Origin of the sequence: Chroococcus sp. FPU101 (assembly GCF_017312365.1) — a bacterium.
In the GTDB taxonomy this organism is placed as follows: domain Bacteria; phylum Cyanobacteriota; class Cyanobacteriia; order Cyanobacteriales; family Microcystaceae; genus Chroococcus.
Genome location: NZ_BLJI01000042.1, coordinates 1 through 14,471, shown reverse-complemented (window position 1 = coordinate 14,471; position 14,471 = coordinate 1). Strand labels below are relative to the sequence as shown.

14 protein-coding genes and 2 pseudogenes are annotated in these 14,471 nt (G+C 39.4%); 8 read left to right on the top strand and 8 right to left on the bottom strand.

What is annotated here, in order from left to right; genetic code table 11:
- Nucleotides 1-73 precede the first annotated feature (73 nt).
- The 4 genes and pseudogenes from CFPU101_RS22070 (at nt 74) to CFPU101_RS22055 (ending at nt 3,128) form a co-directional block, all read left to right on the top strand.
- Nucleotides 74-241, top strand: coding sequence for a hypothetical protein (locus CFPU101_RS22070; protein WP_206817650.1), 168 nt, complete (start codon nt 74-76; stop codon nt 239-241).
- 89 nt (nt 242-330) lie between these two features.
- Nucleotides 331-1,689: an adenylosuccinate synthase gene (locus tag CFPU101_RS22065; protein ID WP_206817648.1), complete on the top strand. Its 1,359-nt coding sequence runs from the start codon at nt 331-333 to the stop codon at nt 1,687-1,689.
- A gap of 38 nt (nt 1,690-1,727) precedes the next feature.
- Nucleotides 1,728-2,021 (top strand): annotated as a pseudogene (rplY, locus tag CFPU101_RS22060) (50S ribosomal protein L25); the annotation flags it as partial.
- 111 nt (nt 2,022-2,132) lie between these two features.
- Nucleotides 2,133-3,128 (top strand): adenosine kinase, encoded by a 996-nt coding sequence (locus CFPU101_RS22055; RefSeq protein ID WP_206817644.1) that lies wholly within the window; start codon nt 2,133-2,135, stop codon nt 3,126-3,128.
- A 52-nt stretch (nt 3,129-3,180) separates the two neighbouring features.
- Here the strand turns inward: CFPU101_RS22055 and CFPU101_RS22050 are convergent, their stop codons facing one another.
- On the bottom strand, nt 3,181-3,498 hold the full coding sequence (locus CFPU101_RS22050) for a DUF1825 family protein (RefSeq protein WP_206817643.1): 318 nt from the start codon (nt 3,496-3,498) through the stop codon (nt 3,181-3,183).
- A gap of 170 nt (nt 3,499-3,668) precedes the next feature.
- On the opposite strand from CFPU101_RS22050, the gene zds reads away from it, so the two are divergent.
- Together zds and CFPU101_RS22040 are read left to right on the top strand one after the other, a co-directional pair.
- Nucleotides 3,669-5,132, top strand: coding sequence for a 9,9'-di-cis-zeta-carotene desaturase (gene zds, locus CFPU101_RS22045; protein WP_206817642.1), 1,464 nt, complete (start codon nt 3,669-3,671; stop codon nt 5,130-5,132).
- A 70-nt stretch (nt 5,133-5,202) separates the two neighbouring features.
- On the top strand, nt 5,203-5,655 hold the full coding sequence (locus tag CFPU101_RS22040; protein ID WP_206817641.1) for an SRPBCC family protein: 453 nt from the start codon (nt 5,203-5,205) through the stop codon (nt 5,653-5,655).
- Between the two features lie 56 nt (nt 5,656-5,711).
- Here the strand turns inward: CFPU101_RS22040 and CFPU101_RS26065 are convergent, their stop codons facing one another.
- The 5 genes from CFPU101_RS26065 to CFPU101_RS22020 form a co-directional block, all read right to left on the bottom strand.
- Nucleotides 5,712-5,846, bottom strand: coding sequence for a hypothetical protein (locus CFPU101_RS26065; RefSeq protein ID WP_277988792.1), 135 nt, complete (start codon nt 5,844-5,846; stop codon nt 5,712-5,714).
- 237 nt (nt 5,847-6,083) lie between these two features.
- Complete coding sequence (locus CFPU101_RS22035) at nt 6,084-7,475, bottom strand: diguanylate cyclase (RefSeq protein WP_242578174.1); 1,392 nt, start codon at nt 7,473-7,475, stop codon at nt 6,084-6,086.
- 283 nt (nt 7,476-7,758) lie between these two features.
- On the bottom strand, nt 7,759-8,646 hold the full coding sequence (gene truB / locus CFPU101_RS22030) for a tRNA pseudouridine(55) synthase TruB (RefSeq protein ID WP_206817640.1): 888 nt from the start codon (nt 8,644-8,646) through the stop codon (nt 7,759-7,761).
- Nucleotides 8,646-9,689 (bottom strand): tRNA (adenosine(37)-N6)-threonylcarbamoyltransferase complex transferase subunit TsaD, encoded by a 1,044-nt coding sequence (gene tsaD, locus CFPU101_RS22025; protein ID WP_206817639.1) that lies wholly within the window; start codon nt 9,687-9,689, stop codon nt 8,646-8,648. Before tsaD ends, truB begins: the two co-directional genes overlap by 1 nt.
- Before the next feature lie 193 nt (nt 9,690-9,882).
- The gene (locus tag CFPU101_RS22020) at nt 9,883-10,725 is read right to left on the bottom strand and encodes a cyanophycinase (RefSeq protein ID WP_206817638.1); all 843 of its coding nucleotides are present in this window, start codon (nt 10,723-10,725) and stop codon (nt 9,883-9,885) included.
- 216 nt (nt 10,726-10,941) lie between these two features.
- Here CFPU101_RS22020 and trpD point away from each other — a divergent pair, with 216 nt between their 5' ends.
- Nucleotides 10,942-11,982 (top strand): anthranilate phosphoribosyltransferase, encoded by a 1,041-nt coding sequence (gene trpD, locus CFPU101_RS22015; protein WP_206817637.1) that lies wholly within the window; start codon nt 10,942-10,944, stop codon nt 11,980-11,982.
- A gap of 55 nt (nt 11,983-12,037) precedes the next feature.
- Here the strand turns inward: trpD and CFPU101_RS22010 are convergent, their stop codons facing one another.
- Nucleotides 12,038-12,355: a hypothetical protein gene (locus CFPU101_RS22010; RefSeq protein ID WP_206817635.1), complete on the bottom strand. Its 318-nt coding sequence runs from the start codon at nt 12,353-12,355 to the stop codon at nt 12,038-12,040.
- Between the two features lie 315 nt (nt 12,356-12,670).
- On the opposite strand from CFPU101_RS22010, the gene glp reads away from it, so the two are divergent.
- A complete protein-coding gene (gene glp / locus CFPU101_RS22005; protein WP_206817633.1) occupies nt 12,671-13,894 on the top strand; it encodes a gephyrin-like molybdotransferase Glp in 1,224 nt (407 codons plus the stop codon).
- Between the two features lie 30 nt (nt 13,895-13,924).
- Here glp and CFPU101_RS22000 read toward each other — a convergent pair.
- Nucleotides 13,925-14,344, bottom strand: a pseudogene (locus CFPU101_RS22000) (hypothetical protein).
- Nucleotides 14,345-14,471 lie beyond the last annotated feature (127 nt).

Sequence of the window (14,471 nt, the reverse complement as noted above, 5' to 3'; positions counted from 1 at the left end):
TATAAAAGTAAAGCTAGAATAATAGAAGGATGAAGAATAAAAATTCTTTATCCTTTTTGATTTAATTAAAAAGATGTTTAAATCTCGAAAAATACCAGTAATTTTAATATTGATTTTGCTAATTGGAACCGCTTTAGCCACTAGCCAATATTTTGAATTTGGGATGATGGGTTTAACTGGATTTGTCTTAGCTTATCTCGGCAAGGGAATAAGAAAAGTTAAACCGCGCACCCCTAACTGACCCTAACTAAAAAAAATGCTTGACAGTTGTTGACAAAAATAGGGATAATAGTCGTTTGTGTGTGCAGTTTAGCTTAACTCAATAGACTCTTGGCTAACGTCATTGTAATAGGTGCCCAGTGGGGCGATGAAGGAAAAGGAAAAATTACAGACCTGTTGAGTCGATCAGCCGACGTAGTAGTGCGTCCTCAAGGCGGTGTCAATGCAGGACATACCCTTGTAGTTCAAGGACAAACATTCAAGCTACACCTAATCCCGTCTGGGATTCTCTACCCTGATACTGAGTGTATCATTGGTTCTGGTACGGTGATCGATCCGTCTGTTCTGTTGCGGGAAATAGAGCAACTCAAAGCTCTTAATATTTCAGTAGATAATCTTTTTATCTCACAAATAGCCCATATAACAATGCCTTATCATCGTTTGATGGATAAGGCATCCGAAGAACGACGCGGTAAACATAAAATTGGTACCACAGGTCGCGGTATCGGGCCAACCTATGCCGACAAGTCTGAACGGACAGGTATTCGTGTGATCGATCTCATGAATGCTGATGATTTACGAGAAAAACTAACTTGGACAATAACTTATAAAAATGTCATTTTAGAGAAACTCTATAATATCTCTCCTTTAGAGCCAGAAGAAGTGATCGCTGAATATCTGGACTATGCGGAAAAATTACGACCTCATGTTATTGATAGCTCTCTAAAAATATACGAAGCCATTTCTAAAAAGAAAAATATTCTTTTTGAAGGGGCCCAGGGGACATTATTAGATCTAGATCACGGGACTTACCCCTATGTGACTTCCTCAAATCCCGTCGCGGGCGGTGCTTGCGTGGGTTCAGGAATTGGGCCGACCGTAATTGACCGAGTAATTGGTGTGGCAAAAGCCTATACCACTCGTGTCGGTGAGGGGCCTTTTCCGACTGAACTGCATGAAGAAGTCGGGGCGATTTTGTGCGATCGCGGTGCCGAATTTGGTACCACCACAGGTCGTCAGCGTCGTTGTGGTTGGTTTGATGCAGTGATTGGTCGTTATGCGGTACGGATCAACGGTTTAGACTGTTTAGCCATCACCAAGCTAGACGTACTCGATACCCTATCGGAAATTAAAGTCTGTGTCGCTTATGAACTTGATGGCAAAATTTGTCATCATTTACCCAATAGCGCAAATCAATTCGCTCGATGTAAACCCATCTATCGTACTCTTCCTGGATGGCAACAAGATACAGGTGATTGTCGTAATTTAGAAGACTTGCCCAGACAAGCCCTAGATTATCTCAAGTTTTTGGCCGAATTAATGGAAGTACCGATCGCTATCATCTCATTAGGTGCAAGTCGGGATCAAACAATTATCGTTGAAGATCCGATTCATGGGCCAAAACGAGCCTTGTTAGATGAAAATGGTACCCCCAGAGAAATTTTGAGTTATGAATTACTTGATTCATAATTCACTTATTCAATAATCGTTTATCGAGGTAAACTCAGATGTCAGTTAATGTAGAATGTCAAAAAAGACCCGAAGGAGCTAAACCTAGAGCCTTACGTCGTGAAGGGCTGATCCCTGCTACCTTATATGGACACAACGGTAGCGAATCGATTCAGCTAATGATCAAAGAAAAAGATGCAAAAATGTTACTTAGAGACGCATCACCCAATAAAACGATCGTTAATCTAGCGATTCCTGATTTATCTTGGACTGGAACCACTTTAATTAGAGAAGTGCAAAGCCATCCTTGGAAAAGAACTCTTAATCATCTCAGTTTCTTTTCGGTTCCTGCACAGAATACAGAAAATTAGAAATAACGTTATTTTGATTTTTTAAACCAGAGATATTGTTCTCTGGTTTTTTGGTTTAATACAGAAAGATTATTTAAGCAACGGAATCCGATTATGAGTAAAAAGTATCACGTTTATGGGGTTGGTAATGCGCTAGTCGATATGGAGTTTGCAGTCACTCCAGAACTTTTACAAGAATTGAGTATCGATAAAGGGGTGATGACTCTCGTTGATGAATTTCGTCAAGCGGAAATTGTCGCTAAATTAACTAAGCTTCACTGTAAACGGTGTAGTGGAGGATCTGCTGCTAATACAATGGTGGCGATTTGTCAACTAGGTGGGAAAGGTTTTTATTCCTGTAAAGTGGCTAATGATGAAACTGGCACATTTTATTTAGAAGATTTAATTAACTGCGGTTTAGATACTAATTTACGAAATACAGATCGCGCAAGTGGCACAACAGGAAAATGTTTAGTCATGGTGACACCCGATGCCGATCGCACAATGAATACTTTTTTAGGGATTACGGGAACACTATCAGCGAGTGAACTGGTTCCTGATGTCCTAGTAGACTCAGAATATCTTTATCTAGAAGGTTATTTAGTAACATCACCTACTGGAAAAAATGCTGCCATTAAAGCGAAAGAAATTGCCAAAGAAGCAGGGATTAAAACCTCACTTTCCTTGTCCGATCCCAATATGGCTAGCTTTTTTAAAGATGGACTTTTAGAGATGATTGGGGATGGATTAGATCTCATTTTTGCCAATGAAACCGAAGCGATGAAACTAGCAAATAGCCATGAACTAGATGAGGCGATCGCATATCTTAAAACCTTAGCTAAAAAATTTGCCATTACTCGCGGTGCCAATGGTTCAATTATTTTTGATGGAGAAAACTTACTAGAAATTGCGCCCGTTCCCGTTCAAGCAGTTGATACAGTTGGTGCAGGCGATATGTATGCAGGTGCCTTCCTCTATGGAATCACTCACGGTATGAGTTACACCCAAGCAGGAAATCTCGCCTCTTTAGCCGCATCTCGAATCGTGAGTCGTTTTGGCGCACGTTTAGCAACCGAAGAAATGCAAGAAATTCGTCAAGCAATTAGCTAATTAAAGAGCCTCCCCGACTATAATCTTAGCGGGGTTGATTTCTTTTTTAAGATTAATATTCAATCTCGGATTTCATGCGTTTTAAAGTCCAATCCATCTGATCGAACATTTGCTGAGGAGTCATCCCAAATTGTCCGAGTTGGGTTTTGAGTTGTTCAACCGTCATGCGTGCCATAAAATCTTCTGAAAGCTCAAATCGCTTCATAAAGACTCGATAGCGTTCCATCAACTCTTCCATCTTCTCAATAAACATTTTTTTCCCTTCACGGTCAAATTTACCGTATTCGCTCCCTAGTTGTGTCAGGGATTGATAATCTTCAAACAGTTGTCTAGCTTCTTGTTGGACGACTTCTGAGTCAAAGAATCCCATAGCTTTTAAGTTGATTTTTGTTAATAAAGGTAGACTGGTCTTATTTTTATATTTTAGAGGAGTTGGAAGTTAAGTTAAGATGCGGTTTTCCGTAAACGAAGAGTTTAACCCTTAGTGATCGGTTAACAGGATATAGTATTAATAAAGAAATGTTACTAGGAATTGAGTGAATGCGAGTTGCGATCGTCGGTGCTGGATTAGCTGGCATGGTAACAGCTATGGATTTAGTTGATAGTGGCTGTGAAGTCGAAATCTTTGAATCACGTCCGTTTGTCGGTGGCAAAGTGGGAAGCTGGGTAGACGCAGACGGAAATCATGTGGAGATGGGGTTACACGTCTTCTTTGGTTGCTACTACAACTTGTTTGAAATCATGAAAAAAGTAGGCGCGTTTGATTCTCTCTTACTAAAAGAACATACCCACACGTTTATCAATCAAGGCGGGAAAGTTGGTGAACTTGATTTCCGCTTCTTGACAGGTGCGCCGTTTCATGGTTTAAAAGCTTTTTTCACGACTTCCCAACTCTCAGCAGTCGATAAACTGGCGAATTCTCTGGCTTTGGGAACTAGCCCAATTGTGCGAGGTTTGGTAGATTTTAAAGGAGCCATGAACAGTATTCGAGAACTAGATCGAATTAGTTTTGCCGATTGGTTTCGGAGTCATGGGGGAAATGATGGAAGTTTAAAGAAAATGTGGAACCCTATTGCTTACGCGCTTGGTTTTATCGATACGGAAAACATTTCGGCGCGTTGTATGTTAACTATCTTCCAGTTTTTTGCCGCTAAAACCGAAGCTTCGGTGTTACGGATGTTGGAAGGTTCACCCGATGAATATTTACACAAACCTATTGTTAATTATTTAGAATCGAGAGGCGCGAAAATCTACACCAGACGGCGTGTTAGAGAAATTCAATACACGGAAGGCGAAAAAATACAAGTAACAGGTATTGTCGTCGCAAATGGTGAAAGTGAAGAAACCATTACTGCTGATGCCTATGTTTGTGCTTGTGATGTACCTGGAATACAGCGTTTAATTCCAGACGGATGGCGTAAGTATTCGGAGTTTAATAATATCTTTAAACTTGATGCGGTTCCTGTGGCAACTGTACAATTACGCTTTGATGGATGGGTGACAGAATTACAAAACCCTTTAAGAAGCAAACAGCTAGAGAAAGCAGTCGGGATTGATAATTTACTCTATACTCATCAGGCTGATTTTTCCTGTTTTGCTGATATGGCTTTAACCAGTCCCAGTGATTATTATAAAGAAGGACTTGGCTCATTATTACAGTTGGTTTTAACTCCCGGTGATCCTTTTATTAAAGCGAAAAATGAGGATATCGCCCAACACGTTTTAAAACAAGTGCATGAATTGTTCCCCTCATCGCGTGAACTGAATATGACTTGGTATAGTGTGGTTAAATTAGCCCAATCTCTGTATCGTGAAGCCCCTGGAATGGATGTTTATCGCCCTAATCAGGTTACACCAATTCCTAACTTTTTCCTAGCAGGCAGCTATACACAACAAGATTATATCGATAGTATGGAAGGAGCAACTTTATCAGGACTTCAAGCGGCTAAGGCAATTTTAGGACAAGCTGAAACTTTAAAAACTCGGCTTCATTCTGTCGTTTAAGGCTAATACGGGTAGGTAATACTGCCCGAATTGACCATCAATAGTAAGCATTATTTTTACAAATAGATTTATGACAAGTTGGTTAGAACACACCGTACAAGCTGAAGTCGATGCCCCTATTGATTTTGTTTGGGGTTTATGGTCAGATTTAGAACAGATGCCTCGCTGGATGAAATGGATCGATTCAGTTAAAGTGATGGATGATGATCCTGATTTATCCCGTTGGAAGTTAGCCAGTGGTGCTTTGGAATTTACCTGGTTATCGAAAACGGTTAAAGTTGTTCCTTTACAGATTCTTCAATGGGAATCAGTTGACGGTTTACCGAATCGAGGTGCAGTGAGGTTTTACGATCGTCATGGTAGTAGTATCGTTAAACTAACGGTAGCTTATGGGGTTCCAGATTGGTTGGCGAGATTGATGGATAATGGTTTTGTTGGTCGTGTTGTAGAAACGACTTTACAAGCTGATATGAATCGATTTACTGAGTATGCAGCTAAAGCTAAAGATGATAGCAAAGTTTAAATGAAATTAATCAGGGTTTGGCGACCAAACCCCTACATATCTTTTCTCTTTTTGGATTATAGACGGGCAGCAAAGGCAATAATTAAACCAAAAACGGTTAAAACGCCAATTCCCCAAACAACGTTAGCTGGTTTGTTCGTATTCGCTTGAGCAGCTTCTGGTGTCTTCTGAGTAGAGTCTGCTGTATTCATTTATTGAGTCTCCTACATTAAAAAATTTTTATATTAAAACGATACTATAAAAGGATGCAAGGCTCTACCATTCCCCAGAATTAATTGATTTAATCTGTAAGTTATATTCAATGACTCAAAGCAATCTGACTATATGTATAGTTATGTTGCAGATAGACTTACAATATCGTGACAGCAATCAGTAGGAAGACAATGATAAAATGTCACATGATTATAGGTATTGTACAGTTGCTGATTTTATTGTGAGGGGAGTTGAGAAATAACGATACGATCGCGTCCTTCATGTTTGGCTTGACGTAAAGCTTGGTCAGCAAGTTCGATCAGATTTTCGGGTACACTGAAGGATGTGGGAATACAAGTTGCAATTCCTAAACTAATCGTTACATAATCGCTAACATCAGAAGAGGTATGAACTAATTGAAGTTGTTTGATGTTTTGTTGAATATGACGAGCAACCGTCAATGCTCCTTCTGTATCTGTTTTGGCTAAAATTAAGGCAAATTCTTCACCACCATAACGACACGCTAAATCAGTTTCTCGTTGACTTGCTTGTTGTATAGCCTGTGCAATTTTTTTTAAACAATCATCTCCTGCTAAATGACCATAACTATTGTTATACTCACTGAAAAAATCAACATCAATCATAATGATGGTTAATAGTTCTTTAGTAGTAGACAGGTTACGCCATAATTTTTGTAAAACTTGATCAAATTGACGACGATTGGCTATTCCTGTTAAACCATCTTGTAGGGCTTGTTTTTCTACGATTTGATATAATTCAGATTGTTGAATTGCGATCGCTAAATGTGCGGCTAATTGTTTAAGAAATTCAATTTCCCAAAATTGCCAGTGTCGTAATTTTTCAGTATCTTGAATGATCAGTTGTCCCCAAAGCACTGGAACACTATTCGGTAAGGAACGCCAAATAGGAACGGCTAAAATCGCCTTAAAGACAGGTTGCTTAAGTTCTTCTATTTCATTAGTATTAGTCAGCGTAAAAGAATCATCATCAGCAAAAGCGGGATTAGGAATAAAAGCATTAATCTGAGCTATAATAGTAGCTGTTTCTTGTTTTTTATTCAAATCAATTGATTCTGCGACAATTCTACTAGGTTCTGAATTTTTATAACAGTAAATGCTCACTCGCGCTGAATTGAAAAATTGACGGACTTCTTCGACTGTAATATCTAAAATAGTTCTGAGTTCAAAAGAGTAAAAAATTCTTTGAATGATTCGTCTTAGTAGACGTTCTCTAGCAATTTGCTGTTGGAGTTCGTCTTTAATTCGTTGACGCTCAATTGCATGATTAATTGTGCGTATTAATAATTCTCCATCTAGCTGACTTTTAAGCAGATAATCTTGCGCTCCTTGTCGAACTGCTTCTAAAGCCAGTCTTTTGTCATTAAGATTCGTTAAAACAACAATTGGTATTTTAGGATCTAGCTGTTTAATCTGAGCAATAGAGTCTAGTGTCTTATTATCAGATAAAATGATATCGAGTAGGACAATATCATAAGAATTTTGTTTGAGGTCTTCTAGAGCTTGATTGATCTGACCAAAACAAGATAAAATGGTGTGTCCATCACTTCTGTTATCATATCTTGAATTGCCTTGGCTGCGTCTTCCCAAAACTCAAAAAAATTCTCTTCAACTAAAAAAACTTGAAGTAATAGGATTTGAAGCTTTGTTTCAATAGGACACACTTTAAACGCACCCTATATTTAATTTACTAAATGAGTAAGTTATTTCTATTGTATTTTGTTATTTATAATTTAGTCAACTCTTGTAAATAGATAAAACACGAGATTAAAAAAAGAATTATAATTGACTCTCAATTTTTTTTTGATACTCTATTCCAAGGCACTTAATCATTTAAAAGCTTGCAGAAAGACCATTAATACTTCAGAGCAATTTAAACTAAAACAACTTTCGGTTTTAAGATCAAGTTATCAGAGTCACTAATAATTATTCCCATCCCTAAAAAGCTTCCTTCTTCTGTTAAAACTTTGACCGATGGATGAGGGTGCGGCTCAAGAGAAATCGCTACTGCTTGTCCTCGACACCAACGTTGAGCGTCATCAGAGGGTAAATAAATGGTTTCTAAATGAGTCAGTGCGCTTAATGGAGAAATTAAAGTAAAATTATTACGTGTGCGTAGTATTTCTAATTGTTCTAAGGTAATGCTATCGGCTAAATGTAGACCACAGCTTTCGGTACGAATTAACTGAGCTAAAGTTCCACCGACACCTAAAGCTTTTCCGAGATCACGAGCGATCGCACGAATATAGGTACCCGAACCACAGGCGATCGCTAAATCAATTTCGGGAAATTCTCCCTGTGTCCAGTTCAAAACTTTAATATCATCTATTTCAACAATTCGACTCGGAACCTCTATAATTTCGCCTTTTCTCGCTAATTCATACAGTCGTTTTCCGTCTCGCTGAATAGCACTATAGATCGGTGGAATTTGCTCAATTTTGCCGATGAATTGTTCTAAATGGGGTTGGATAACTTCGAGGGTTAAATGTTCACCCGAATGAGTTTGAATAATTTCCCCTTCTAGATCATCAGTTGTGGTTGTGACTCCAAAACGGATTTTTGCTTGATAGGCTTTGCGATCGCTCATATAAGATAAGAGTCGAGTCGCTTTACCGACAGCAATGGGTAAAACACCCGTCGCTGCGGGATCTAAAGTCCCCCCGTGACCAACTTGTTTAAGTTTAAGGATTTTCCGAACTTTGGCTACACAGTCGTGAGATGTCCAAGTAGCAGGTTTATTAAGATTAATCAGACCAAACATTATAAATATAAACTCATGACTTCTGTAATCGGTAAACGAGATTGTACAGCTAAAGATAAAGAAGATCGATGACCTCGGTTAAAATGATCGGCTGCGGCACAAGCGATCATGGCTGCATTATCGGTACAGAGTTTAAGCGGGGGAAAATGTACCTCAAGATCGTGCATGGCTGTGGCTGCGGTGAGATGTTGCCTTAGCGCACTATTCGCCGCAACCCCTCCACCAACGGCGATCGTTTTCACTCCATAGTCTAAAGCACAAGCGATCGTCCGTTTGGTCAAAGATTTAGCAACAGTCGTCTGAAAACTGGCGGCAAGGTCGCTGATCGGTAGTGGTTGTTTTGTTTCGCTCTGAAGCTTCTGTACTTGCCTGAGAACAGCCGTTTTTAAGCCACTGAAGCTAGAATCATAGGGGTGATAACCTCCTTCTGGAAGAGAAACTTTACCTTCGGGAAAAGGAAAGGCTTCAGTATTTCCCATTTGAGCAATGCGATCGATGGCAGGCCCCCCGGGATAACTTAGACTTAGTAATCTAGCTACCTTATCAAAAGCTTCCCCTGCTGCATCATCACGGGTTGATCCTAACATTTCGTAGCTACCACAATCTTTGACATAAATTAGGCTAGTGTGTCCCCCTGACACTAAAAGACACACGAAAGGCGGTTTTAGCTGTGGCTCATTAAGATATGAAGCATAGATATGTCCTTCGAGGTGATGCACTCCTAAAAAGGGTTTGTCATGAAAAATGGCTAGGGTTTTGGCGGCAGTTACACCCACCATCAGAGAACCGACTAACCCCGGTGCGACGGTTGCAGCGATCGCGTCTATTTGTGGCCATTGTATTTTAGCGTCTTCGATTGCTTGTTCAAGACAGATATTAATCATCTCTAAATGCTGACGTGAAGCGATTTCTGGTACAACTCCCCCATAAGCACGATGTACATCAATTTGAGAAGCGACAATACTACTATAAACTTCACAATCCTTAACAATTGCTACGGCAGTTTCATCACAGCTAGTTTCGATCGCTAAAATAGTGGCCATTTTTGAAGAGTCGAAAATAAGACATTATTTCCATTGTCGATGAACAAAAAGATTATCGCCACAAAACACCGCTAATTTGTTGACGATAAATAGCGATTTTTTCCATATATAATAACCATTGTAGAATTGTTTCCGTGAGTAACTTTTTTATCCAGTAGCCTATTAGATTTTTTTAAGACAAACGAAAATGAGATTAGCTAACGAGGGCTAAATTGTTCAAAGCTAGACCTTGTGGGGAGATTGGCTGACGTGTGGCTAAATTAAAGCCATATCCTGCTGCTAGGATATGAAGTTTGGCATCAAACAAGGCTAGTTGTTCATCTTGTAGTGCTTGCGCTGCGTTATTATGTGTTGATTGGGATTCATCAACAACCGTGATGGTTCCTTCTCCAATCACTAAACACTCAGTCCCTCTGACGATTAGTGCAGTATTTTCGTCAATGCCAAAACCTAAAGATGCAGGTTGACTGATTAAAGCAGATAGCAAACGTCCTAAACGTCCTCGTTGGGCAAAGTGTTGATCGATAATCACACCAGGAAGAAAGCCCATGCCTTCGCCCAAATCAACTAGGTCTAGACGTGGCGCGCTTTCAGAGTCACCCCCAACAATCATAATTTCTGGCATCATGGCGGCCCCTGCACTTGTTCCACCAACGACAACCCCTTGTTCATGGCGATCGCGGATAGCTTCATCAAGTTTTGTGCCTTTAATCCGTTCAATAATCTTAGATTGATCGCCACCCGAAAAGAAGATCCCTGTCGCTTGTTGAATAGACTCTACTCCATTGGGAAGATCAGCATTGTCCCGTACACGTGTATCAACAATTTTAATATCCGCTACCCCTAAACGTTCAAAGACTTTTGTATAGGTTCTGCCAACTTCTTCGGGTTCACAAGTTGCGGCGGTTAAGACAACAATTCTGGCATCGGTTCCTCCTGCTAATCGAGCGAATTCACGCAAAATTTGCATCTTTCCATCTTTTTCTTCAGCACCACCGATAATCATTAACGGGCCTTTTGCCTCAATGTTAGTCATTGCTTTGATTTCTCCTTAAATTTAAAAAAGATTTGCTAACACAAATTCTTATTAATTACTGTAGTCAAAGACTCTTTCTCAGGCATCTATTCTATGGAGGATATTTGGGCTAAAACTTGTAATTTTGTGAAAAGTAACAGAGGAAGGCGATTAACCTTAGTGGATGTGTGATCCTTTTTCGCTATACTCCTTTTATGTCCGCAATCGATATCATATATGCCAGATTTTATTCCAGAGTGGCCGAGTTTACTGCAACAACTTTTAGATCAACAATCCTTGTCTTTTGAACAAGCTTCGTTATTGATGCAAGGATGGCTCACTGATGAGATTCCACCCGTCTTGTCTGGAGCGATTTTAGCAGCAATTCAAGCCAAAGGAGTATCCGCAGATGAACTCGCGGGGATGGCACAGGTTTTACAGATGCAATCATTACATCAAAACCAGATCGCACATTCTTACCCAGTGATTGATACTTGTGGAACGGGTGGGGATGGCGCATCGACGTTTAATATTTCTACAGCCGTGGCATTTGTCGCTGCCGCAGCAGGGGTTAAAGTCGCTAAACATGGCAATCGTTCGGCCTCAAGTAAAGTGGGTTCGGCTGATGTTTTAGAATATTTGAAAGTACATTTGACTGCACCGACTGAACAGGTAGAAGCTGCTTTAGAAGAAGTCGGAATTACTTTTCTGTTTGCCCCTGGTTGGCATCCCGCGCTCAAAAGTGTGGCCCCACTGCGCAAAACGTTAAAAGTACGAACGGTGTTTAATCTTCTTGGGCCTTTGGTTAATCCTCTACGCCCGACTGGACAAGTGATTGGGGTTTATCATAGCCAATTTTTAACGACGATCGCTCAAGCTTTAGATCGACTTGGAACACCTAAAGCGATCGTTTTACATGGACGCGAAAAGTTAGATGAGGCGGGTTTGGGAGACTGGACAGATTTAGCGATTCTTAATCAAAAAGAGGTACGTCAAGAAAGTATCAATCCTGAAGAACTAGGATTAACTAAAGCTCCCATTACTGCTTTAAAAGGGGGAGATGTCGAAGAAAATGCCGCAATTCTTAAAAATGTTTTGAGAGGGTTCGGAACATCGGCTCAACAAAATGCAGTGGCTTTAAATGCCGCTTTAGCTTTACAAGTTGGCGAAGTTGTGGTGATGGGAGATTACAAAAAAGGAATTACTCTGGCTCAAGATATTCTCAATTCGGGTGCCGCTTGGACAAAATTAGAACAGTTAGTTCAATTTCTCAATTAATAAGACAAAGGCAAAACAAGAGGGTTAAATTCCCATTTTGCCTTTTTGTGAGTAATTAACTTGCCGCTTGTGCAGGACTTTGAGTAGAAGTTACTTTTGGGGTTGTTCGATGAGTCGTTACAGGAGCTTCAATTGGTGTAAATTCAATATGATTGAGTAGAGTTGTCACAAATGCAAATAATAAAAAAGGTAAAGTTAAGACTAAAACAATTCCGACTGTTGCTAGAGCATAAATTTGACGTGTCGTACTCCACAAAGCCAAAGTGGAAGCTAAAGTGATGAAAATGACAATTAACCAAATGATGATTTGACCGTAAATGTCGCCAAAGGTTAGAGTGCAAACCATACGGTACTTCTGAGTATCTTTATCCATGTGCTGATATCCCTAAAACTTAATTATCCTTATCATTAAAGCTTAATACTTTGTACAAATTCTGACGTAGATCTCAAGATTTTTCTCAGTAGTCTTTACGGAAGTTTACATTAGAGCAATTTTGTAAAGAAAACTGTTAATATTTCGTAATAAATTATCATTAATAGGCTCTCTAGTTTTTGACTTTTTTAAAGAATTATTTAAGATTTTCAGATATGAGCATTAATTTCATGTCCGATTGCTGAAGTCCATTAAAATGAGCTAAAAACATTAAAGTAAGACGGTTTGAACCGAGTTAACTTTTCACGATACTTTATGCTAATTCCTCAAGAAGCCGAGACTATTATTTTAAATCTTGTCCAACCGATCCAGGAGACAGAAACGATCGCACTTAAAAACGCCAATCATCGAATCTTAGCCCAAACGGTGGAGAGTGCATTAGATTTTCCGTATTGGGACAATTCAGCAATGGATGGCTATGCCGTTCAATATGAGGATGTCAAAAATTGTAGTCAAGATAATTCAATTATTTTAGAAATCATTGAAGATATTCCAGCAGGAAAAAAACCTCAGAAAGCGTTACAGTCTGGACAAGCATCTCGCATTTTTACTGGTGCGATGTTACCCGAAGGCGCAGATACTATTGTAATTCAAGAAAATACACAGCGAAAAGATGATCAAGTGGTAATTTTCTCACCACCTAAACAAGCGCAGGACTTTGTAAGACATCGAGGAACTTTCTATCAAGCGGGTGAAGCTTTATTACAGCCTGGAGTTAAAATTAAGGCACCTGAAATCGCCGTTTTAGCTACAGCACAATGCAATCAATTAACGGTTTATCGTCGTCCTAAAGTGGCTATCTTTTCAACAGGTGATGAATTAATTACGCCCGAGCAATCGTTACAAGCAGGACAAATTATCGATTCAAATCAATATGCTTTAATGGCATTAATTGAAAGTTGGGGTGGTATGCCAATTTCTTTAGGAATAGTCCCTGATCAACCTGAATTCTTAAAAGAAACCATGCAACAGGCAATTACGACATCTGATCTCGTTCTTTCTACAGGTGGCGTTTCTGTGGGAGATTATGATTATGTCGAAAAACTACTCGAAGAATTGGGCGGTATAATTTCAATTCGGAGTGTCGCAGTTAAACCAGGAAAACCCTTAACAGTGGCTAAATTTGCTAATAATTGTCTTTATTTTGGTATTCCAGGTAACCCCGTTTCTGCTTTAGTTAGTTGTTGGCGTTTTGTTCGACCTGCTTTTAAAAAATTATCGGGTTTAAGTCACAATTGGACACCCAATTTTATTAAAGTTGTTACGACTGAAACCTTGCGCTCGGATGGTAAACGAGAAACCTATTGTTGGGGACAATTAGAAATAGTGGATGGCGTTTATCAATTTCATTTAGCCAAAGGTAGCCAGAATTCTGCTAATTTAATTAACTTAGCTTTGACCAATGCTTTAGCAATAATTCCCATCGGTACCACTTTAATTAATGCAGGGGAAATAGTAGAAGTAATGCAGGTGAGTTAGAAAATAATTATTATTGATATTCTTATCACTTTATTTTTTGATGGGACAAACTGTAAAACTTAACTCATACTGATAAAAACAGACATTAAACTCGGCAAAAAAGTTCATATGCCCAAGAATTACAGGCACATTTCTCTAATAAGTCCAAGCAAAGGCAAGTAAGATAGGTGAAAATGGCGCAACTGTACCCGAAAGAACTAAACCTCGTGCCTCATGACTAGCTAAATTTCCACTCAACTCTATTGAGATAGTCTGTTCTTCCCAATTGGCTCCTAACTGGACACCAACCTCGTAAGGTAAAACATTAACATTTGCACCAGTATCTAATAAAGCCATCACTTCTACAGACTTATTTCTGTTGGTAAGCGTAATTGGTAAATATGGCATGATACTGGATCTAACAAAAGAATCAACTCGCTCTGTAAATCGAAAGTGTTGACCATCAAGCATTAGTCATTCCTTGTGCTTCAGCCAAAAGATCTGACAATGCTTGAACTGATGCTTGATAGCAATATTTTTGGAATCAGAACTGGTGTAGCCATAGGAACATTTATTCGCAAGCCCATACGAGAAAGCA